Below are 21,550 nucleotides of genomic sequence, written 5' to 3'. Positions count from 1 at the left end.
GGGCATCATTGAGCATGAGCAGCAAAAGCTTGTCCTCGGGCTTGACCCGAGGATCCATGCCGATCCCGACCGCCCATGAATGCGAAAGGAACAATGGCTGATGGATCTTCAGGGGATTCTCTACGAGGAACCGTCGATCTGGCTGTTCCTGCTTGTCACCGCGGCGATGGGCGGCTGGGCCGCCTGGCGCACCGGCATTGCCGTTGCAAAAACGTGGAAGCCGATCTGGATCCTGGTTCCCTACATGCTGCTTCTGGGGGCGGCCGTGCGCTTCATCCATTTTGCGATGTTCCATGGCACGCTGCTGTCGCTGCGCTACTATATCGTTGATACCATTCTCATTTCTGTCGCCGCCTATATTGGCTGGCGGCACGAGCGTGCCAACCAGATGGCACGCCAATACGGCTTCGCCTTCGAGAAGAACTCGTTCATCTCGTGGCGCAGGAAAGCGGGGGCGTGAAGCCTTCGCCGAGGGGAATTCAAGGCTGGTGACAGCATGCTGAAAACCAGCTTTGATGAGATCAGGCGCGACCTCTTTCCGGGGTCTCGTTTTGAGAACGCTTCGCGGGTGGCGTGTGACCCGCAACGTGAAAAATCACAGGGAGAGACCTGATGAAAAAGACCTTGTTGGCCGGTGTCGCCATGGCCGCAGCGCTCACGCTGTCGTCGGTGGCGCAGGCCCAGATCAAGATCGGCGTTGCCGGTCCGATCACCGGCCCGAACGCAGCCTTCGGCAAGCAGCTGGTCGATGGCACCGAGCAGGCGGTCGCGGATATCAACGCCGCTGGCGGCGTGCTCGGCCAGCGCTTCGCCCCACCGGCCAAGGGCGACGATGTGTCCGACCCGAAGCAGGGCGTTTCGGTTGCGAACAAGTTTGTCGGTGACGGCATCAAGTTCGTCGTCGGCCACTTCAACTCGGGCGTGGTGATGCCGGCCTCGGAAGTCTATGCCGAGAACGGTATCCTGATGATCTCGCCTTCGGCGACGAACCCGAAGGTCACCGAGCGCGGCCTGTGGAACGTGTTCCGCACCTGCGGCCGCGATGACCAGCAGGGCGCGGTTGCGGCTGACTACATCGTGAAAAACCTCGCCAACAAGAAGGTCGCGGTCGTTCACGACAAGACCACCTATGGCCAGGGCCTCGCGGATGAAACCAGGAAGGCCATGAACGCCAAGGGCGTGCGCGAAGTCATCTATGAAGGCGTGAACACGGGCGAGAAGGACTTCTCGGCGCTCATCACCAAGATGAAGAATGCCGGCGTGGAAGTCGTCTACTGGGGCGGCCTGCACACTGAAGGTGGCCTCATCGTCCGCCAGATGCGCGACCAGGGCCTCAATGCCGTCATGATGTCGGGCGACGGCATCACCTCGGATGAGTTCGCCAACATCGGCGGCCCGGGCGTGGAAGGCACGCTGATGACCTTCCCGCCGGACCCGCGCAACCGTCCGGAAGCGGCCAAGGTCGTCGCGGCCTTCAAGGCCAAGGGCATCAACCCGGAATCCTACACGCTCTACTCCTACGCGGCCCTGGAAGTGATGGCGCAGGCGGCGGAAGCCGCGAAGTCGCTCGACCCGAAGAAGGTCGCCGAGCAGATCAGGTCCGGTCAGAAGTTCAAGACCGTGATCGGCGAACTCTCCTTCGACAAGAAGGGCGACATCACCCGTCCGGACTACGTCATGTACACCTGGAAGAAGGGTGCTGACGGCAAGGTGACCTATATCCAGAACCCGTGATCCGCGCGCGGATCGCTATTCGGGAAAGCCCGCCGCGAGGCGGGCTTTCTTCTTTTCAGGCCCGGAAAACGCGGGCGAAGAAACAGCCGCGGCGCAAGAAGACCGGGGCTTCCGGCCGATGGTCGTGCGATCGCCGGCGCTGTCGATCGGAGCGGCCCCGTTTCAGCCGAGCCTGCCCAATGCGGGGAAGGCTTCCAGCAGATAGAAGCCGAACTGGCTGATCGTGCCGGTGAGGAACAGCACGCCCGTGATGACGAGCAAGACGCCCATCCCTTTCTCGACCATGCCGAGATTGGCGCGAAAACCTTTCAGGAACCGCAGGAAAGGCCCCATCGCGAAAGCGGCGAGCAGGAAGGGAAAGCCGAGCCCGGCGGAATAGACCGCGAGCAGGCCAGCGCCCTTCCACACCGTCGCTTCGCTGCCCGCCACCGCAAGCACGCCTGCGAGAACCGGGCCGATGCAGGGCGTCCAGCCAAACGCGAAGGCAAGGCCCATGACATAGGCGCCGCCCATGCCCGGAGGGCGCGAGACCTGCATCCGCGCTTCCCGGGAGAGGAACGCAATTCGGAAGACGCCCAGGAAATGCAGGCCCATGACGATGATCGCCACGCCCGCGACCTGCGCGAGAACATGCGCATAGGCCCGGAGAATCGCGCCGACGAGCGATGCGCCTGCGCCCAGGGCCACGAATACCGTGGAGAAACCCAGCACAAAGAACAGGGCCGCCAGCAGCACGCGACGACGCAAGGCGGAATCGATCTTCTCCTGCTGCGCCATTTCGCTCACGCTAGAGCCCGCGATATAGGCGAGATAAGGCGGCACAAGCGGCAGAACACAGGGGCTGAGGAAGGAAAGCAGGCCCGCGAGCGCAATGATGGGAAGCGTCAATTCACCGGTCATGCGGCTTTCATAGCGGAAAAGGGGTTGAGAAAAAGGCTCGTGGCCCCAACAATCCCGTGAAGGGCTTTCAAATGCACAATGACCTCTCCGATATCGTCGGCCTCGCCGTGGGCCATGCGCAGCACGAGCGCCTCGCCAGTGGCGTGAGCGCCATCGTCTTCGAGCGCCCGGCCGTGGCTTCGGTCTGTGTGCTCGGCGGCGCGCCGGGCGGGCGGGACACGGGCCTGCTCGAACCGGAAATGACGGTCGAGACGGTCGATGCCATCCTTCTATCCGGGGGCTCCGCCTTCGGGCTTGATGCCGCCGGCGGCGCGCAGGCCGCCTTGGCCGCAGCGGGTCGCGGCTTCGCGGTCGGGCCGGTGCGCGTGCCCATCGTGCCGCAGGCGATCCTGTTCGATCTCCTCAATGGCGGCGACAAGAACTGGGGATCGCGCTCGCCCTATTGGGATCTCGGTCGGCTCGCGGCCGAACGCGCGCTGGCGGGCCACGATGCTTCCCTGGGTTCGGTCGGTGCCGGGCTCGGCGCGACGACCGCGACTCTCAAGGGCGGGATCGGCGCCGCGAGCGCCGAGACCCGTTCCGGCCTGCATGTGGCGGCGATGATGGTCGTCAACGCCATCGGCACCGCGACCATGGGCGATACGCCGCATTTCTGGGCCGCGCCCTATGAGCGGAAGAGCGAATTCGGGGGCAGAGGCTGGCCGGCCAGCCTCCCTCCGGGGGCCCTGACGCTCCGCATCAAGGGCCATGCGGCGGAGCCCGCGACCACGATCGGCATCGTGGTGACGGATGCGAGGCTCTCAAAATCGCAGGCAAAGCGTCTCGCCATCATGGCGCAGGATGGCCTTGCGCGGGCCATTCGCCCGGCTCATGCGCCGATGGATGGCGACACGATCTTCGCGGCAGGAACCGGCGAGAAACCGCTCGGTGAGCCCATGCCGAACCTCACGGAACTCGGCATGCTCGCCGGCGATTGCGTGGCGCGCGCCATCGCGCGCGGCATCCATGAGGCGAAAGCCCTGCCCTTCCCCGGCAGCCTGCCGGACTGGAAGAGCCGTTTCATGGGCCTTGACCCTAGATCCGGATTCCGATCTGAGTGAATCAGGGCATCCGCTCTAATTTCTTGTTGTTTCACGCATTTTCTTCGAGCAACCGGTATCCAATGGATCGGAAAATGCTCTAGCTTAAACGCTCGATGCCGTAGGGCTTCGGATCGGTGAAGGGTGTCTCGCCGGTGATCATCTCCGAGAGAAGACGACCGGCCGAGCCCGCGAGCGTCAGCCCGTGATGCGCATGGCCGAAATTGAACCACAGGCCCTTGTGGCGCGGGGCCCTGCCCATCACCGGCAGCATGTCGGGCATGCAGGGGCGCGCGCCCATCCACGGAACTGCTTCCACGCGGCCTTCCAGCGGCAGCATCTCGCGCGCGCGCGGCTCGATCATGTCGATCTGGCGCGGCGTGGGCGGTGAATCGCGATGGGCGAATTCGGCGCCGGAGGTCAGGCGAATGCCGTTCGCCATCGGCACCATCATGTAGCCATTCTCGGTATCGAGGACGGGGATGCCGAGCCGTGCATTGCCCCTGGGCCGCATATGCACATGGTAGCCGCGTTTCACGCCCATCGGCACCCTGTAGCCCATGGGGCGCAGCAGATCCGGTGCCCAGGGGCCGAGGGCCACCACGCAATCCGGCGCGGAAACCGGGCCGGAATCGGTCTTGACGGTCCAGCCGTCCTGGCGCTCCCCGAGCGTGAGAGCATTGCCGATAAGGATCTTCCCGCCAAGCGCCTCGAAATGCCGCGCGTAGGCGAGCGTCAGCGCCTCGGGATCGTTCAGCGAGAGCGGCGTGGGAAAATGAATGCCGCCGATCGCGGCTTCCGAGAGGTTCGGCTCGCGCTCGGCCAAGCCCCTACGATCGAGCATCACGGCCTCGACGCCGAAGGGCCCGAGATCATCGAGGGTGGCCCTGCCGATTTCATCCATCGCCTTCTGCGTGCGGAAGACCTTCAACCACCCGCCCGGGCGCAGCATGGCCTCCACGCCAGCCGCTTGCGCAAGCTTCCGGTGCTCGTCGAGGCAGACACCGAAAATCGGCACATTCGCCCGCGCGGTCTTCAGCATGCCTTCGCGGGTGGAGGCCCGGAAGTAGCGCCAGAGATAGGGCGCGACATGCAGCACATCCTTCAGATGGTAATGCGCTTCCGCCTTGAGGTTGAGCGCATATTGCACCAGAAGGAGGGGACCGCGCGGGAAGGGATAGGGCATGATCGCTTCGCTCTGGATGAGGCCGGCATTGCCGAAGGAGGTTGCCCCGCCGGGGCTTCCCCTCTCGATCATCGCGACCGAACGCCCCTTCATCGCCAGCGACAGGGCAAGCGCGGTCCCCACGATGCCGCCGCCCAGAACCAGAACATCCATGCGCATGAAGCCTCTCCTTGCCGGAAACGAGTTTCGCCGAGAAAGCCCTTGTCATTCAACGGGCTTTTTCAGGTCACAACAGAGGATTTCAAGGCGAAGAGCAGCGCCGCCGGTGAATCTGACGGCATCTCATGCTTGATTGGCCTCGCCTTCTGCTCCTGCGGCTCGGGCGGCATGCCGCCGTGGCCTATGCGATCTCGATCTTCCTCGGCCTCGCGCTGCCGCAACTCGCCGCCGCGATGCGGCCGGCCATCCCCATCACGATCTTCATCTTCATCATGCTCGCCTTCGCGCGGATGAACCTGCCGGGCATCAAGGCGGTGCTGACCGCGCCGAAGCGTCTGCTCATCGTCCTGGGCGTGAGTTGCACGCTCCCGCCGCTGGTGGGCTATCTCTTCCTGCACCTGCCCTGGTTTCGCGATCTCGATCCGGGAATCCAGCTTGCCATCGCGATCATGGCCTCCGCCCCGCCGCTGATGGCGGCGCCGGTCTATGCCGCTTTGCTCGGCTTCGAGAACTCGCTCTCGCTCGCTTCCCTCGTTCTGGGCATGGCGACGACGCCACTGCTGGCCCCGCTCTTCACGAATCTGCTGGCGGGCGCGGAGGTGCCGATCGCGCCGATGGCCCTGGCCGAGCGTCTCTTCTGGTTCGTGGGCACGGGGATGGTCGGCGGACTCATCCTCCGCCGCATCGCCGGGCAAGCCCGTCTGCAGGCCGTGAAGCTCGAACTCGATGGCATCGGCGTGCTGATGTTCTTCCTCTTCGCCATCGCGGCGATGGACGGGGTGCTCGATGCGACCCTGCGCGAACCGCTGCTGATGGTCACGATGCTCGCCCTGTCATGCTTCTTCTCGGGGCTCAATTTTGCCTTGGCCTATGCGCTGCTGCGGCCCTTCGGCTTCGATGACCGGTTCTCGGCCTCCATCGGCATCGGGCTCAGGAATATGGGCCTGCTGATCGCGCCCATTCTTGCTGTCTTGCCGAAGAATACCTTCCTCTATTTCGCGCTGGCGCAGATCCCGATCTATGTTGCGCCGGTGGTGCTGAAGGCCGTAAAGGCTCGGCTCGAACCCGAAAACCCCCGCGAGCCCCGACCATGACCCGCCCGATCCTGATCGCGCCTTCGATCCTCTCGGCGGATTTCGCCGATCTCGGCGCGGATGTCGAAGCCATCATGGCCGCGGGCGCGGATTGGGTGCATATTGACGTGATGGACGGGCATTTCGTGCCGAACATCTCGTTCGGCGCGCCGATCATCAAGTCTCTGCGGCCGCGCGTGAAGGCCCTGTTCGATACGCATCTGATGATTGCGCCGGTGGACCCCTACCTGAAGGATTTCGCGGATGCCGGCTCCGATCTCATCTCGGCGCATGTGGAAGCGGGGCCGCATATCCACCGCACGTTGCAGGCCATCCGCGCGCTGGGCAAGAAATCGGGCGTGGTGATCTGCCCCGGCACGCCGGCCAATGCCATCGCCCCGGTGATCGACATGGTGGACCTCGTCCTGGTGATGAGTGTGAACCCGGGCTTCGGTGGGCAGAGCTTCATCCCCTCGGCGCTGGACCTGCTGCGCGATTGCCGCGCGATCATCGGCGATCGCCCCATTGATCTCGAAATTGATGGCGGCGTGACGCCGGCCAATGCGGCGGAGATCGCCGCAGCGGGGGCGAATGTGCTCGTCGCGGGGTCAGCCGCCTTCAAGGGCGGGCGCTCGGCCTATGCGACGAATGTCGCAGCGATCCGGCGGGCTGCGGAAGCCGGGCGCGCCCGCAGATGAGGGTGCTGCGCGCGGCCCTGCTGCTTGGCCTGATCTCGGCAGGATTGATGGCGCTTTCGATCATTTCGCATCGCGAGTTCTGGGGCGAGCGCACGGCTCTGGTGGTGCTGGTCTGGTTTTCCGGGGGCTTTTTCGGCGCTCTGGTCGCGGCCGGGTGCCTCACCCTGCTCGCGCGCCTCGGCATGCCAAGAATCGCGGCGTGGCTCCGGCCCGTCGTCTTCCTGCCGGGCTTCCTGCTGGCGGGCGGCCTTGCATTCCTGATCCAGAACCGGATCCGCGCCGGCGGCTATGAGCTCAATCCGGATCACCCGGTGATCTCCTTTGTCTTCACCAGCGTGCAGATCATCGCCGTCTTCCTGTTTTCCGCTCCGCATCGCCTGCTGCCATGGATGGCACCGGCGATGATCGTGGCCGGTTATGCCCTGCTTCCAGGCCCCGGCAAGGGCTCGAAAGGTTGAGCGGCGCATGCGCGGCGTGTAAGCGAGGCCGCGACAGTTTCAACTCTCGAAAGACGCCTTCATGATCCCCCGTTATGCCCGGCCCGAAATGGTCGCCCTCTGGTCGCCCGAAACCAAGTTCCGCATCTGGTTCGAGATCGAGGCGCATGCGACCGACAAGCTCGCGGAACTCGGCGTGGTGCCGAAAGAGGCTGCCGCGAAGCTGTGGGAGAAAGGCGGCCCCGCGACCTTCGACATCGAGCGCATCGATGCCATCGAGCGCGAGGTGAAGCATGATGTCATCGCGTTCCTCACCCACTTGGCCGAGATCATCGGCCCCGAGGCGCGCTTCGTCCATCAGGGCATGACCTCCTCGGATGTGCTTGATACGACCCTCTCCGTGCAGCTTGCGCGAGCGAGCGACATTCTCCTGGCCGATCTCGATCTCCTGCTTGCCGCCATCAGGCGTCGCGCCTTCGAGCATAAACTCACACCGACCATCGGCCGCAGCCATGGTATCCATGCCGAGCCGGTGACCTTCGGGCTGAAGCTCGCGCAGGCCTATGCCGAGTTCGATCGCTGCCGGGCTCGCCTTGTCGCCGCGCGGGCGGAAATCGCGACCTGCGCCATTTCCGGTGCAGTCGGGACCTTCGCCAATATCGACCCGGCCGTGGAAGCCCATGTCGCGAAGAAGATGGGGCTATCCATCGAGCCGGTCTCCACGCAGGTCATCCCCCGGGATCGGCACGCGATGTATTTCGCGGTGCTCGCCGTGATCGCCTCCTCCGTGGAGCGCCTCGCGACGGAAATCCGCCATCTCCAGCGCACGGAAGTCTATGAGGCGGAAGAATATTTCTCAGCCGGCCAGAAAGGCTCGTCGGCCATGCCGCACAAGCGCAATCCGGTGCTGACGGAAAACCTGACGGGCTTGGCCCGGATGGTCCGAGCCTATTGCCTTCCCGCCATGGAGAATGTGGCGCTCTGGCACGAGCGCGATATCTCCCACTCCTCGGTCGAGCGCTATATCGGCCCGGATGCGACCATCACGCTCGATTTCGCGCTGGCGCGCCTCACGGGCGTGATCGACAAGCTCCTGATCTACCCCGCGAACATGCAGAAGAACCTCGACAAGCTCTCGGGCCTCCACAATTCGCAGCGCGTGCTGCTAGCGCTCACGCAGGCCGGCATTTCCCGCGAGGAGAGCTATCGCCTCGTGCAGCGTAACGCGATGGAAACCTGGGAGCACGGCGCGGATTTCCTCGCCTCGCTGAAGGCGGACCCGGAGGTCTCCTCGCGCATCCCCGCGCGAGAGCTCGAGGCGATGTTCGACCTCGGCTACCATTTCAAGCATGTCGATACGATCTTCGCGCGGGTTTTTGGCGAAGCTTAGGGCCATCGTCATGGCCGGGTTTAGCCCGGCCATCCACGTCTTGCCACAGGCGAACGGAAAGTCGTGGATGCCCGGCCTGAAGCCGGGCATGACGCAGAAAACAGTCTTCGCTTCATTGGATGAGCCATGAAAACCGCCGAAGCTTCCATCCTCATCCTGCCCGGTTTCATGAATTCCGGGCCCGAGCACTGGCAGAGCCGCTGGGAGGCGAAGCTCTCCACGGCCAGTCGCGTCTGGGAGCCGGTGATGGCTGACGCGCGCAAGAATGACTGGGTGGAAGCCCTCGTGAAGAGCGTGAGGGCGGCGGAGAAGCCGGTGGTGCTTGTGGCCCACTCGCTTGGTGTCATCGCAACCGCCCATGCCGCACCTTTGCTCTCGGAGAAGGTGCGCGGCGCGTTTCTGGTCGCGCCGTCGAATGTCGAGCGCGACAACCTCACGGCCGGAATCGATCGCGCCTTCGCGCCGGTGCCGCGTGATCCGCTGCCCTTCCCCTCGCTTCTGGTCACGAGCCGGAACGATCCGTTCTGCACTTATGAGAAGGCGGATGAATTCGCCGCGAGCTGGGGTTCGCTGCTCGTCGATGCAGGCGAAGCCGGGCATATCAATGCCGATGCGGGCTTTGGCCCCTGGCCCGAGGGGCTGATGCGCTTCGCGGGTTTTCTGAGCCGGCTCTGAGGCGAAAAAAGCCGCCCAAGGGCGGCTTTCACCTCGGCTTTGTGATTGCGAGGAGCGCAGCGGAGTGGCGATCCAGAGCGATGGCAGGCGTTGTCGGGTGACGTCCCCATGGGTGGTGTAGCCGGACAGAGCCGGCAGGCCGGCTGAATCGTCTCCATCGGTCACCGTGGGCGTCAATGCCGACGGCCGCCGCGAGGTGCCGGGCATGGACATCGGGCCATGCCCGAAAGCGGTCGGTGCTCGCAGGCTCCACCATCATCAGGGATACGACCGCCAGTCCGGTTTTGTGACGCGCGGGGAACAGACATTTCGGGTGAGATGACATAGCCGACTCCCCCCTTTTCAGGTCGCGTGAATTATGTCTGAATGTCGACAATCAGACCGGGAGGATTCACTGATGTTCAATCGTCGTAGCCTGTTGCGCACCGCCATGGCGGGTGCCGCCTTTGCCTCAACGGGCCTCGCTGCCCGCGCGCAAGGGGCCGCCCTGCCGTCCACGCGCATCCGCATGACGATGATTGTTTCGCCGAAGGAGCCTCTTGGCGTTGGAATGGACTTCGTCATCAAGGAGGCACAGAAGCGGAGCAATGGCGCGATCCGGATTGATTTCTTTCCGTCGGGCCAATTGGGCCAGGATCTGGCCACATTCGAGCAGCTCTCGGCAGGCACGGTGAACATCCATGCCTCCGGCTTCGGCATCAATGCGAACTATAATTCCTTCTTCGCGCCGTGGCTCTTCAATGATTTCGCGCATGTCGAGCGTGTGCTGACAAGCCCGCTCGCACAGAAATGGAATGCGGACCTCGAGAAAACGCGCAACGTCAATGTGCTCATGGCCTATCCGCGCGCACCGCGCATGATCTCGAATTCCAAGCGCGCGATTAGGGCCCCCGATGACCTCAAGGGGCTGAAGCTGCGCGTGCCGGAAATTCCGATTCTGTTCAACGGCTTCAAGGAGCTTGGCGCGGAACCTGTCGCCATGAATTTCGGCGAAGTTTATACCGCCCTTCAATCCGGCACCATTGAGGGACAGGAAAACCCGCTTCCCACAATCGTCGGCTTTTCGCTCCAAGAAGTGCAAAAATTCATCAGCCTGACAGAGCATGTCCGCGCGCCCGAGTTCATCTATGTCAATGCGAGCTGGTGGAAGGGCCTGGACCCGAGAGTCCGGGATCTTCTGCTGGAAGTCTTCGCCGAAGGGAAGAAGGTTGCGGCCCAGGCCATCCTGGACCAGCAACAATCCAATCTCGAAGCCATCAAACGTGCGAACGTGGCTGTCAACGAGGTTGACATCGCGGCGTTCCGCGCGCGCGCCAAACCTGTACTGGAAAGGATCGGTCCACAATATCTTGGCGCTGAAACCTACGCAGCAATCGTTGCGGCGGCACAGTAAAGATGGCTGAGTTGCCACCGCTTGTAACGACGCTGCGAAATCTGCGGGCAGGCATCGGTCATGTGACCGGTGCCTGCGCCGGCCTCGCGGCCTTTCTCATCACGGCGCTGCTTCTTGGATTGGTGATTGGCCGCGCCTTTCATCTCAACATTGTCTGGGTCCCGGAAGCCACCCGCATCGTGCTTATCTGGGGCGTGGCACTGGGTGCGGTCAGCGCATCCTGCGGGCGCGAGCATTTCAAGCTCGAGATGTTCGGCACGGGTGATGAGAGCCGTCCAACCGTTCTCGACCTCGTGCGGACAACCGTCGCCCTAATTCTATTCACCTATGTGATGGTCGGTGGTTTTCCCACCATTGCAAGCACGGCGATGCAGGCCTTCGCTTCCTTGCCGGTATCTTACAGCGTCATGCGCACAGCCGTGGTGGCGGGCATTGGAATGATGGCGTTTGTTGAGCTTTGCATCCTGGCCGAGCAATGCCTGTTCCTCGCGCAACGTCACAGCATGAGGAGCCGACGCTCATGACACCCGGACTTGTCGTGATCACATGGACGTCGCTTCTGCTCATTGGAATGGTGCTGTTACGGTTTCCACTTGTGGTCTGCATTGGCACAGTGGGCGCTGTTTACATCTACACCGCCGACCTTCCGGCACGCACGATCGCCCCGCTCATCACCAACGCCATCGATTCCAGCATTCTTCTCGCCATCCCCCTTTATCTGCTTGCGGGGGACCTCATGAATGTGAGTGGCGCAACGCAAAAAATCGTGGCTTTTGCGAGTGCGCTTCTGGCCCGCGTGCGGGGCAGACTTGCTCATACCAATGTGGCAACATCGCTGATCTTTGCCGGCATGTCGGGCTCCGCTCTCGCAGATGCCGCCGCGGTCGGCAAGGTCATGATCCCCGCGATGACGCGGGAGGGCTATGGCGCGCCCTTCGCGGCGGCATTGACAGCATCCGCATCCACGATCGGGCCAATCTTCCCGCCTTCAATCCCCATGATTGTCTATGGTGCGATCACGGGCGTCTCGGTCGGAGCGCTCTTTCTTGGCGGTGTCATTCCCGGAATTCTGGTTGCGGCCGCGCTGATGGCCTATTCCGCTTTTGCCGTGCGGCGGATGACTCTTACGGAAAAGCGCACCGCTTTCTCGATGATCGAGCTCTTGGGTGCAACACGGGCGGCTGTGCTGCCACTTCTCACCCCGGTGATCATCCTCTCCGGCATCTTCACCGGTATCATGACGCCGACCGAGGCTGGCGCAGTCGCAGCCGGCTACGCGGCCTTCATCGGCGTCTTCGTTTATCGCACGCTGGATTTCCGCAAGATCGCCGAGTGCTGCATCCAATCCATGAAGGGCACGGCCACGGTGATGATCCTGCTTGGCTTCGCCGCGGTCTTGGGGTGGATGATTACCTTCGAAGGCGTGGCGCGCGATTTCGTGGAGGTCACGTCGGGCATGGGCCGCTTCTCGCTCATTCTCCTCATCAACATTGTCCTGCTCATTGTCGGCATGTTCATGGATTCGACGGCAGCGATGTTGGTGTTTGTGCCGCTGCTCGCACCGCTCGCAACATCGCTCGGAATCCCGCCTGTGCAGTTTGGCGTCATGGTTGTGGTGAACCTGATGATCGGCCTCGTCACGCCACCGGTTGGCTTCAGCCTTTACATCGCGGCGAAGATTGCCGACGTCCCGCTTCATGACGTGATCCGCGCTGCGGTTCCATTCTATATTCCGCTGCTGTTCGTGCTGATCATCATCATCATGATACCCGCTGCGACGCTCTGGGTGCCCACCGTCATGCTTGGTCGATAGCCAAAGGTCATCCGACCCTTTTCAGGATTCAAGAGATGCAAGACCCGGCAAGAAGCGTGGAACCGCCTTCTGTTTCGATTTTGTCACATGGGATGCTCGGCTACGGCTTTCCCCTCGCTTCTCTTGAGGAGGCCGAACGTCGTGGCTTCGCTCTGCTCGCCATTGATGCGGGCTCCACGGATCCAGGCCCCTATCATCTGGGCAGCGGACGTCCCTTCGTCAGCGAAACGATGGTCAAGCGCGATCTCGACTTCCTGCTGCCGGCTGCGCGGCAGCAGAAGGCGAAGGTTGTGATCGGTTCGGCAGGCGGGGCCGGCACGGCAAGCCAGCTCGAATTTGTGGCATCGATCCTTCGAAAGGTGGTCGCTGAACAAGGACTGGGTCCGCTTAAGCTTGGCCTGATCGACACCGAACTTTCAAAGCCCACCCTCAAGAAGGCGTTGTCGGAGGGGCGCATCCGTCGCTTCGAGACGCGGCGCGATCTCACCGATGCCGATATCGAGGAAGCAACCCATGTGGTCGCGCAGATTGGCATCGAGCCAATGGTGGCGGCACTCGCAGATGGTTGCGACATTCTGTTGTGTGGACGCGCATGGGACGTGGCGAATGTGGCAGCCTATCCCGTGCTGCTGGGCCATGACCGCGGCCTGTCTTTTCACCTCGGCAAGATCCTCGAATGTGGTGGTCAGGCAGCTGTGCCTGTCGAGGGCTCGGACCTTTTGATGGGGCGGCTCGAAGGGACGAGCTTCATTGTCGAGACACCCCATGCGCGCAAAGCCTGCACGGTTGAGTCAGTCGGCGCGCATACGCTTTACGAGAAGAGCAATCCCGTCTGGCTGCCCGGACCGGGCGGCACGGTCGATCTGAAAGAAACACGCTTCGAGCCTTTGGGGACGGATCGCGTAACCGTCACTGGCAGCCGCTTCCATCCTGCGCCACGTCACACGGTGAAGCTCGAAGGCGCGCGCCTTGCAGGCTACCGCCATATTGCGATCGCGGGCATTCGCGACCCGTTGATGATCCGTCAGCTTGATGCGGTTGCCGAAGGCGTGCGCTCTCGTCTCGTCGCCAATCTCGGCAGCACGGTGGCCATGGACAGCTTTGATTTGCGCTTCCGCTTCTACGGACGCGACGGCGTCATGGGACCGCTTGAGCCAACGCCGATGCCCGGTCACGAGATCGGCCTTGTCATCGACGTCGTGGCGAAAACAGCCGAGCTGGCGGAAACGGTCTGCGCGATGGCGCGGAGCCTGACGCTGCATTGGGCATATCCGGGCCGCATCGCCACAGCGGGCAATCTCGCCTTTCCCTTCTCTCCGGCCGATCTGCCTGCCGGCCCGGTCTATGAGTTCAACATCTATCACCTGATGGAGATTGATGACCCGGCCGCCGCCTTTCCTTTCACCACCGAGGTGCTGCCATGATCCTCTCCGAAATTGCGCGAGTGATACGCAGCAAGAATGCCGGGCCCTTCCTCGTGACCTTCGACATCATCTTTCCCGATGAAGAGACGCTCGATCGGGTAAGGCGTTCAGACACGCTCACCAGTCAGACCGTCGCGCGCCTTTATGGTGTCTCCGCCAATGAGATCCTCGATTTCGCTTATTATCCGATGGCGCGAGCCGTGAAATTTTCCATGTACCGGCCTCACCCCTCGGGTGCGCGCTTCGACACAGATGTCTATGGCGCTCAACAGCACGCCCCGCTTCTGACCCTGCCTGTATCGATGGTGTCATGATCAGCGAAATCCCGGAGCACGAGGCAACGGGTGAAATTGCCCGCTCTTATGCCGAGATCCGCCAGCGCTTCGGCCTGCCCGTCGTGAACCTCATCTGGCGCCATCTGGCGGCGCTCGGCCATCTCGAAGAGAGTTGGCAGCGCGTGAAGACAAGGCTTCCTGCGCTGAATGCGCAGGCGGGCAGCCTCCACCAAACGGCGCGAACCCTCGCCGGTCGCTGCCCGCCCCTGCCCTCACTGCCACAGGGAGAGAAAGCGCGTGGCATCCTTGCAAGCTATGAGCGTGGCAACAGCATGAACCTCGCGATGGTGCGGATGGTGATGGGCTGCGCCTTCACGACAGAGGCAAACGCAGTCCTGCCTGACGCACCGACATCCATTCCACCGGTGCCGCGTTTTTCCGAACTGCCCATTTGCCTGCGCGAGATTGTGGACCGGCTCGCTACGGCGGGTCCGGGTGCGACAACCGGCATCAGACCGACAATGTGGGTGCACCTCGCACTGGAACCCGACTTTCTGCGCGCGGCAGAAGCGCCGATTGCGCAACTCGTTGCGCTTCCCGATTTTCGTGCCGCCCATGCCAAGTTGGCGGCACTTCCACCGCGCCCGGAGAACACCGACCTGCCGAAGACAATGGAAACGGCGCTCGACCGGTTCAACCAGCGCATCAGCGAGATGCTTCTCACTGGGCTTTGCCTCGCGCGTTGCAAGCAAGCCACCATGGAGACCCGAAGATGACAGGACCCACGCGTCAGGCTGTCGAGCAGAATCTTGCTGCGATCAAGGCGCAGGATGGAAAACTGCGCGCCTTCATTACCATTGCCGCCGACCGGGCGCGCCGGGACGCAGCACTGGTTGATGCCGCTCTTGACGCTGGGCGGATGCTCTCGGCGGCCGGTGGATGCGTCGTGTCGATCAAGGACAATATCGATGTCGCGGGCCTGCCGACGACATGCGGCTCCGCCGCTGAATTCCACACCCTGCCAAACCACGACGCGACGGTTAGCGCCCGTCTCGCCACGGCCGGAGCAGTTGTCCTTGGAAAAGTGAACCTGCATGAATTCGCATTTGGCGGCACCACGCAGAATCCGCACCACGGCCCTTGCCGGAATCCATGGGATCCCGAGCGCATTCCAGGCGGATCGAGCGGCGGTTCGGGTGCCAGTGTCGCAGCAGGGATGTGCGCGGCCTCTCTCGGCTCGGACACGGGCGGCTCCATCCGCATTCCCGCCGCGCTGAATGGCGTCGTTGGATTGCGCCCAACCGTTGGCCGCGTTCCGAATACCGGCTCAACCCCGGTTAGCCCTCGCTTCGATACAATAGGCCCTCTGTCTCGTCATGTTACGACGGTGGCGGCCATCTATGAAGCGATTGCCGGATATGATCCGGCCGATCCGATTTCCGTGCGGCAGCCGGTTGAAAGCTTCCTCACCGCCGTGACGCGTGGCGTGAGAGGTGTGCGGATCGGTGTGCCGAAACGCTTCTTCTTCGATGACCTCGACCCTGATCTCGGTCGGCTCATGGAGCAGGCCTTCGCGCTCTACACCTCTCTGGGCGCTGAGATAAGGCCGATCGATTTGCCCGAAGCGGAAAAAATCCAAGCAGTTATGACCCCGATGTTGCTCTCGGATGCCGCGGATTTCCATCGCGCCGCGCTGGAGAACCCACAATCGGGGCTAGGCGCTGACATCCGCGAACGCATGATGATCGGTTACAACGCATCGGGGAGGGATTATGCCCACGCCATGCGGGCCAAGGAGCGCTGGGCGCGAAGTGTCGCGGAAACCTTCGCATCCGTCGATGCGGTGCTCACGCCCACCGTGAAAGGTCCGGCCCCGCTTGCCCAGCAGAGCCAAGCGATGATCGCGGCAACGAAGGATCTAACTCGCTTCACCTTTGTGTGGTCCTTCGCCGAGGTGCCTGCCCTTTCCGTGCCCTGCGGCTTCACACGTGATGGGCTACCGCTCGGGATGCAGCTCATCGGACCCTGGTGGGGCGAGGCGGGATTGCTCGCCCTCGGCCATGCTTTCCAGCAGGAAATCGATTATCATCTCCGGCGTCCGAAAGCTGTGGCATGAGGGCGTGACAATTCATGGGCCGGAATTGACAAGCAGGAAGACCTCATGGACCAAGAGCAGGAGATAGGGCCCCATGCCGGGCTCGGTCGTTTGAAGCGCCAATCGCTCAGCAGCGCGGTGGCCGATGCTTTGGCCGAGGCCATTCGCGAGGGCGAGTTGCGTCCGGGAGACCGCATCCTCGAAGTCAACATGTCCGAACGCTTGGGAGTGAGCCGAGCGACGTTGCGCGAGGCGGTCAAGACCCTTGCCGCCGACGGGCTGTTGGAAATCCGCGATGATCGAGGCGCCTATGTTCGAAAGCTCGACAGCGATGAGATTGCCGCCATGATCGTGATGCGCGCCACGATCGAAAGCATGGCGGCGAGGTTGGTCGCGGGGCGCCGCTCCCCCTCCGCTCTCGCCCAAATAGCGAAAGTTGCGAAGCGCATGGAGCAGGAAGCAAAGAACGGCAAATCCGCTCGCTGGCGCCAGCTGGATACTGTGTTTCACGAAACCATCGTCAAGGCTGCCGACAACCCGATGTTGCTGAAAGCATGGAGCAACATCAATGTGCTGCTGCGGCTCTTCATGCAGCGTATGAACCCTGCCTATGATACCTCGCCCGAACAGGTTCTAAAGAACCACGAAAGTTTTGTCGAAGTGTTGCGCAGCGGCTCGCCCGACGACGCCGAAGCGCTGGTGCGCCACATCATTATCGAGAGCGGGTTTCGGGCCCTGCAATGCGCCCCACCGCCGGGCCTGAACCCTTCACAGAACATCATTGCACATCTTCAGCAGAAGAAGGCCGGATCATGAAACAATCGCAGCCGAGGCAAGGATGCCTCGCGGATGTTAAGGTGATCGATGCATCGAATTTTCTCGCTGCCCCCTCCATATCCATGCATCTCGGTGACCTTGGTGCGGATGTGATCAAGGTCGAGCGGCCCGGCACCGGCGACGAACTCCGTGCCTGGGGTAGCGCACGCAATGGCGTGGGCCTTTATGCCAAAGTGATCAATCGCAACAAGCGGTCAGTCTGCGCCGATCTGCGCACGCCGCTCGGGCAAGAGATCATCCGGCGTCTCGTGAAGGATGCTGATCTGATTGTGGAGAATTATCGGCCTGGCACGATGGAGAAATGGGGCCTTGGCTTTGAACAGCTCCGGGCGATCAATCCGCGTCTCGTCATGCTGCGCGTCACCGGCTATGGCCAACAGGGACCCCATTCCCGCAAGCCCGGTTTCGGCACGGCATTGGAAGGCTTCGCAGGCGCGGCCTATATTTCGGGTGATCCGGACAGGCCACCCATGCTCCCCGCCTTCGGCCTCGCTGATTCAAGCTCCGGCGTGATGGGGGCCCTGCTGGGGCTCGCCGCTGTCCATGAGGCGCGGCGCAGCGGCTGCGGACAGATCGTCGATCTTGCGCTCTATGACACAATGTTCGCCATGCTCGGTCCTTTTGTGATTGATTACGACCAAAATGGACGAGTGCAGGAGCGCAGCGGCAGCCGTCTGCCTTGGGTTGCGCCACGCAATGTCTACCGGACACGCGATCAGCGCTGGGTGACCCTTTCGGCCAGTTCTGATCGCTCCTTCGAACGCCTTTGCGAGGCGCTGGATTTGGGCGCGCTCAGAGAAGACCCCCGCTTCGCCACCAATCGTGACCGTGTGGCCAATGTCGAGGCCCTTGATGCGCTGATTCAGGGCGGCATCGAACAGTTTGATCGAGCGGTTTTGATTGAGAAGCTGGAAAATGCCGATGCCGTCGTCGCACCCGTCAACTCCGTGGCGGACATTCTTGATGATCCGCATATCGCCGCGCGGGGGAATGTCATCCGCGTGGATGATCCGGAACTCGGGCCGCTGAGAATGCAGGCACCGGCAGGACGCATGCAACGCACGCCACAAGAGGTGCGTCAGACCGGTCCGCGCGTGGGTCAACACGGTGCGGAAATCCTGATCGGCAAGCTGGGCCTTGACGAGAAGGAACTGCGTGAGGCTGGCCTCCTGCCAGATCGATCATGAAATTTCCACGCCGCGTCCGCATCGTAGAGGTTGCGCCGCGTGACGGCTTGCAGAGCCTTTCACGCACGCTTCCAACCGCTGAGAAGATCTGGCTGGTCGATACGCTGTCGGCCTTGGGCTTTGGCACGATCGAGGTCACCGGCTTCGTCTCGCCCCGGGCGATCCCGAACCTCGCCGATGCTAATGCGGTGATGGCCGGCATCATGCGCCGATCCGGCACCTTGTATCGCGGGCTCGCACCCAACAGGCGCGGTGCCGAACGCGCTGTCGCAGCCGGTTGCGACGAGATCGTAGGGCTGGTCACCGCAAGCGAGGGTTATACCGCGCGCAACCAGAACATGAAGCTCACTGATGCACTCACGCAGGCTCTCGCCAGCCATGACGTGGCGCGAGGAGCGGGATGCCGCTTCGTGCTGGCAATCGGCATGGCCTTCTTCTGCCCTTATGACGGCGCGATTGACGAAAGCCGCGTGCTCGGCCTCATTGATGCGGCCTGGGAGGCGGGTGTGCGTTCTGTCTATCTGGCGGGAAGCCTGGGGCTCGAACATCCGCGCGAAGTGCAGGACCGCTTTGGCCGCATTCGCGCGCGCTGGCCGGGCGTTGAACTGGGCTACCATGTGCATGACATGGGCGGGATGGCGGCCGCCAACACTTTATGCGCGCTTGAGGCGGGCATCGACTGGCTGGAAACCGCAATATGCGGCATTGGCGGAGGCGTGGCCACACCAACCGCAACCGGCAATTATCCGACGGAAGATATGGTGCGGATGCTGTCCGATTGCGGCATAGAGACCGGACTCGACGCGCGTGCTGTCATGCTCGCCGCGCGCGCGATATCCTCGCGCCTTGGCCTGCCACTGACCAGTGCGGCCGGCCGCTGTGGAGACCGCTCCGAAAATCTTCGGGCTCTGACCGCAGCTCAGACCGTGCTGCCGAAACAGTGACGCTGATCGCCACCGCGAAGCTCAATGACATCGATCCGCAGGCCTGGCTCGCCGATGTCTTCACCCGCATTGCCGTCATCCCGCAGTCAAGACTGCCGGAGCTGCTGCCGTGGAACTGGCAGATCGCCAGATACCGTGACGCCGCCTGACCATCATGGCTGCCATCAGTGCCATCTTCACACTCTTGCTGGGGCGGATTCCGATCTGGTTGAAACAGGCCGTCCGCTCTCATTCCTTATTGTTTCACACATTTTCCGACCAACCGGTATCCACTTGGTCGGAAAATGCTCTAGTCGCCCAGAGGCTCGGTGAAACCGAAAACCAGCTCTGGGAGCCTGCCGACCGATCCGGCGGCCATCGCGGCGTTGTTCCTGGACGAGCGTGCGGCCCGTACCGCAGGCGGAACAATCGCGCCGAGAATTCGGATCAGCGCGACTGTTCTACCTGTCCGGTCGGGTCGCGCTGGCGACCGGGGCCTCGCGAGGACCCGGCTTCACCATGGTGCGCGCTCCGGGAGCAGCGGGAGCGCGCATCATTCTGAATGCGCAGGTGGCGCAAGCTCCTACTCCGGAATGACTGCGCCGATCTCCGCTTCGTAGGCATCGGATGCAACCTTTGCCGTCCGGGCTTTTGTGCCAGCCATCACCTCGAAGCGCGGATCGAACTCCACCATGGTTGCCGCCAGCTTGCCGAGAATACTCACGTCGCCTACCGCTTTGGCGGTTCCGTCCTTCAGTTGATCCTCAAGCTTCTTGACGCCCATCATCGTAAGTTCGAGCTCGGAGCGGTTGATGGTGAGAGTGAGGTCCGGCTTCTCCGCCTGGAAGCCGGCAATGTTGGTGAGCGTGGCGTTTTCGAGTTCGATCAGGAACTTCTCGCCATTATCTGGCGTGACGAGGTTCATGGCGAAGCGCAACCCCTCCGCCTTGCGGCTGTCCATCTTGATGCCGAGGAAGTTGAGGAACAGCTCGGTCGACATGGCCCTGATGACGTCGGGGCTGCTGCTGCTCGCCGCTTCGCCTTGCGGGATGCCGGAGCGCAGTTCGTAGGCGCCCGAGAGGTAGCTGTTGCGAATCCCCGGGTTCTCCTGCTGATAGCCCAGCTGCTCGAAGATGTCGGCCAGCAGGTCCTTCGCGGCCCCGTTCTGCGGCTCGGCCTGTACCAGCTTGTTGACGATCTCCATCGCCAGCAGATACTTGCCCTCGTTGAAGAGTTCCTGCCCGCGAGCGATGATCTTCGCCGAACCGCCCATCATCTCCACATAGAGCGGCGCCGATTCCTCCGGCGAAAGCGGCACGAGCGTCGCGGGGTTGCAATCCCAGAAGCCCAGGAACCGCTGGACGACACCGCGCGCGTTATGCTCGGGCGAGCCGTGATAGCCGCGGCAATGCCACTTCTTCAGGATCGATTCCGGCAGACGGTAGACGTTGTGGATCTGGTTGATGGTGACGCCCTGGTTGGCGAAGTGCAGCACCTGGTTGTTCATGTGCGCATAGAGATCGCGCTGGTCGCGCATCACCTCCTGGATACGCGCATTGCCCCAGCGCGGCCAGTGGTGGGAGGCGAACATCACCTCGGCTTCCTTGCCGAAGCGATGCAGCGCCTCGTTGATGTACTTCGACCAGCGCAGCGCATCACGCACCTGCGCGCCGCGCAGCGTGTAGATGTTGTGCAGCGTCGCCGTGACATTCTCGGCCATCCACAGGGCCTTCATGTCAGGGAAGTAGGTGTTCATCTCGCGCGGCGCTTCGGTGTTCGGCGTGTTCTGGAAGATCATCCGCACGCCGTCGACCTCGAACTCCTCGATGGGTTCGGAAACGGAACGCGTCGGCGCGATCAGGCCCGTCTGACCAGCCGAGATCTTGTGCCCCAGGCCTTGCGTGACGAAGCCGTGCGGTGCCACCGGCAGCAGCAGCCCGTACTGGTAGAACAGCCGCCGGTTCATGGCGTTGCCGGCGAAGACGTTCTCGGCGACGGTGAAATCCATAAAGTCCACGGGCGCGATGATCTGCACCTTGCCCGAGGCTACGTCTTCGTCCTTGATGTCGAGGCCGCGAATGCCGCCCCAGTGGTCGCCGTGGGTGTGCGAATAGATGACCGCCGTGATCGGCCGGCCTTCGCCCACCTTCTCCTAGAACAGTTTCGTCGCGGCGCGCACGGCTTCCGCCGTCACCAGCGGATCGAACACGATCCAGCCGGTCTTGCCGCGCACGAAGGTGATGTCGGAGAGATCGACGCCGCGCACCTGGTA

General features: G+C 62.8%; 21 protein-coding genes and 1 pseudogene. 19 read left to right on the top strand and 3 right to left on the bottom strand.

Going from position 1 to position 21,550, the window contains the following annotated elements:
* Nucleotides 1-100 precede the first annotated feature (100 nt).
* Both ACKODO_RS05865 and ACKODO_RS05860 read left to right on the top strand, forming a co-directional pair.
* Nucleotides 101-460, top strand: a complete 360-nt coding sequence (locus ACKODO_RS05865; RefSeq protein WP_408982518.1) for a DUF6867 family protein — start codon at nucleotides 101-103, stop codon at nucleotides 458-460.
* Nucleotides 461-612: 152 nt separating this feature from the next.
* Nucleotides 613-1,734: an ABC transporter substrate-binding protein gene (locus tag ACKODO_RS05860; protein ID WP_408982517.1), complete on the top strand. Its 1,122-nt coding sequence runs from the start codon at nucleotides 613-615 to the stop codon at nucleotides 1,732-1,734.
* Between the two features lie 162 nt (nucleotides 1,735-1,896).
* Here ACKODO_RS05860 and ACKODO_RS05855 read toward each other — a convergent pair whose 3' ends face one another.
* A complete protein-coding gene (locus ACKODO_RS05855; protein WP_408982516.1) occupies nucleotides 1,897-2,634 on the bottom strand; it encodes a cytochrome c biogenesis CcdA family protein in 738 nt (245 codons plus the stop codon).
* A gap of 71 nt (nucleotides 2,635-2,705) precedes the next feature.
* Here ACKODO_RS05855 and ACKODO_RS05850 point away from each other — a divergent pair, with 71 nt between their 5' ends.
* Complete coding sequence (locus ACKODO_RS05850) at nucleotides 2,706-3,734, top strand: P1 family peptidase (protein ID WP_408982515.1); 1,029 nt, start codon at nucleotides 2,706-2,708, stop codon at nucleotides 3,732-3,734.
* A 79-nt stretch (nucleotides 3,735-3,813) separates the two neighbouring features.
* On the opposite strand, the gene ACKODO_RS05845 is transcribed toward ACKODO_RS05850, so the two are convergent.
* Nucleotides 3,814-5,058, bottom strand: a complete 1,245-nt coding sequence (locus ACKODO_RS05845) for an NAD(P)/FAD-dependent oxidoreductase (protein WP_408982514.1) — start codon at nucleotides 5,056-5,058, stop codon at nucleotides 3,814-3,816.
* Nucleotides 5,059-5,183: 125 nt separating this feature from the next.
* Here ACKODO_RS05845 and ACKODO_RS05840 point away from each other — a divergent pair, with 125 nt between their 5' ends.
* From ACKODO_RS05840 to ACKODO_RS05765, 16 genes and pseudogenes are all read left to right on the top strand, one after another.
* The gene (locus tag ACKODO_RS05840; protein ID WP_408982513.1) at nucleotides 5,184-6,152 is read left to right on the top strand and encodes a hypothetical protein; all 969 of its coding nucleotides are present in this window, start codon (nucleotides 5,184-5,186) and stop codon (nucleotides 6,150-6,152) included.
* On the top strand, nucleotides 6,149-6,829 hold the full coding sequence (gene rpe, locus ACKODO_RS05835) for a ribulose-phosphate 3-epimerase (RefSeq protein ID WP_408982512.1): 681 nt from the start codon (nucleotides 6,149-6,151) through the stop codon (nucleotides 6,827-6,829). The genes ACKODO_RS05840 and rpe overlap by 4 nt, the downstream gene beginning before the upstream one ends.
* Nucleotides 6,826-7,287, top strand: a complete 462-nt coding sequence (locus tag ACKODO_RS05830; protein WP_408982511.1) for a hypothetical protein — start codon at nucleotides 6,826-6,828, stop codon at nucleotides 7,285-7,287. Before rpe ends, ACKODO_RS05830 begins: the two co-directional genes overlap by 4 nt.
* A gap of 61 nt (nucleotides 7,288-7,348) precedes the next feature.
* Complete coding sequence (purB, locus tag ACKODO_RS05825) at nucleotides 7,349-8,656, top strand: adenylosuccinate lyase (RefSeq protein WP_408982510.1); 1,308 nt, start codon at nucleotides 7,349-7,351, stop codon at nucleotides 8,654-8,656.
* Nucleotides 8,657-8,782: 126 nt separating this feature from the next.
* Nucleotides 8,783-9,331, top strand: a complete 549-nt coding sequence (locus ACKODO_RS05820) for an RBBP9/YdeN family alpha/beta hydrolase (protein ID WP_408982509.1) — start codon at nucleotides 8,783-8,785, stop codon at nucleotides 9,329-9,331.
* Between the two features lie 397 nt (nucleotides 9,332-9,728).
* Nucleotides 9,729-10,724 (top strand): TRAP transporter substrate-binding protein, encoded by a 996-nt coding sequence (locus ACKODO_RS05815; RefSeq protein WP_408982508.1) that lies wholly within the window; start codon nucleotides 9,729-9,731, stop codon nucleotides 10,722-10,724.
* Nucleotides 10,725-10,726: 2 nt separating this feature from the next.
* Nucleotides 10,727-11,248 carry a TRAP transporter small permease subunit gene (locus ACKODO_RS05810; RefSeq protein WP_408982507.1) on the top strand — a complete coding sequence of 174 codons (522 nt, stop codon included), beginning with the start codon at nucleotides 10,727-10,729 and terminating at the stop codon, nucleotides 11,246-11,248.
* Nucleotides 11,245-12,537, top strand: coding sequence for a TRAP transporter large permease (locus tag ACKODO_RS05805; protein WP_408982506.1), 1,293 nt, complete (start codon nucleotides 11,245-11,247; stop codon nucleotides 12,535-12,537). Before ACKODO_RS05810 ends, ACKODO_RS05805 begins: the two co-directional genes overlap by 4 nt.
* Nucleotides 12,538-12,572: 35 nt before the next feature.
* Entirely contained in the window at nucleotides 12,573-13,961 is a 1,389-nt protein-coding gene (locus ACKODO_RS05800) for an acyclic terpene utilization AtuA family protein (protein ID WP_408982505.1), read from the top strand.
* Nucleotides 13,958-14,275, top strand: a complete 318-nt coding sequence (locus ACKODO_RS05795; protein ID WP_408982504.1) for a DUF4387 domain-containing protein — start codon at nucleotides 13,958-13,960, stop codon at nucleotides 14,273-14,275. The genes ACKODO_RS05800 and ACKODO_RS05795 overlap by 4 nt, the downstream gene beginning before the upstream one ends.
* 83 nt (nucleotides 14,276-14,358) lie before the next feature.
* Nucleotides 14,359-15,012, top strand: a complete 654-nt coding sequence (locus ACKODO_RS05790; RefSeq protein ID WP_408982503.1) for a hypothetical protein — start codon at nucleotides 14,359-14,361, stop codon at nucleotides 15,010-15,012.
* A complete protein-coding gene (locus ACKODO_RS05785; protein WP_408982502.1) occupies nucleotides 15,009-16,352 on the top strand; it encodes an amidase in 1,344 nt (447 codons plus the stop codon). The genes ACKODO_RS05790 and ACKODO_RS05785 overlap by 4 nt, the downstream gene beginning before the upstream one ends.
* 45 nt (nucleotides 16,353-16,397) lie before the next feature.
* The gene (locus ACKODO_RS05780; protein WP_408982501.1) at nucleotides 16,398-17,147 is read left to right on the top strand and encodes a GntR family transcriptional regulator; all 750 of its coding nucleotides are present in this window, start codon (nucleotides 16,398-16,400) and stop codon (nucleotides 17,145-17,147) included.
* The gene (locus ACKODO_RS05775; protein WP_408982500.1) at nucleotides 17,072-18,355 is read left to right on the top strand and encodes a CaiB/BaiF CoA transferase family protein; all 1,284 of its coding nucleotides are present in this window, start codon (nucleotides 17,072-17,074) and stop codon (nucleotides 18,353-18,355) included. Before ACKODO_RS05780 ends, ACKODO_RS05775 begins: the two co-directional genes overlap by 76 nt.
* Entirely contained in the window at nucleotides 18,352-19,299 is a 948-nt protein-coding gene (locus ACKODO_RS05770; protein ID WP_408982499.1) for a hydroxymethylglutaryl-CoA lyase, read from the top strand. Before ACKODO_RS05775 ends, ACKODO_RS05770 begins: the two co-directional genes overlap by 4 nt.
* Nucleotides 19,260-19,448 (top strand): annotated as a pseudogene (locus ACKODO_RS05765) (transposase domain-containing protein); the annotation flags it as partial. The gene ACKODO_RS05770 and the pseudogene ACKODO_RS05765, both read left to right, overlap by 40 nt.
* A gap of 413 nt (nucleotides 19,449-19,861) precedes the next feature.
* Here the strand turns inward: ACKODO_RS05765 and ACKODO_RS05760 are convergent.
* A complete protein-coding gene (locus ACKODO_RS05760; protein WP_408982498.1) occupies nucleotides 19,862-21,424 on the bottom strand; it encodes an alkyl/aryl-sulfatase in 1,563 nt (520 codons plus the stop codon).
* Nucleotides 21,425-21,550 lie beyond the last annotated feature (126 nt).

It is taken from the genome of Rhabdaerophilum sp., assembly GCF_046092605.1.
Lineage (GTDB): Bacteria > Pseudomonadota > Alphaproteobacteria > Rhizobiales > Beijerinckiaceae > Rhabdaerophilum.
The sequence above is the reverse complement of the archived record's forward strand: the minus strand, read 5'-3'. Positions and strand labels throughout refer to the sequence as shown.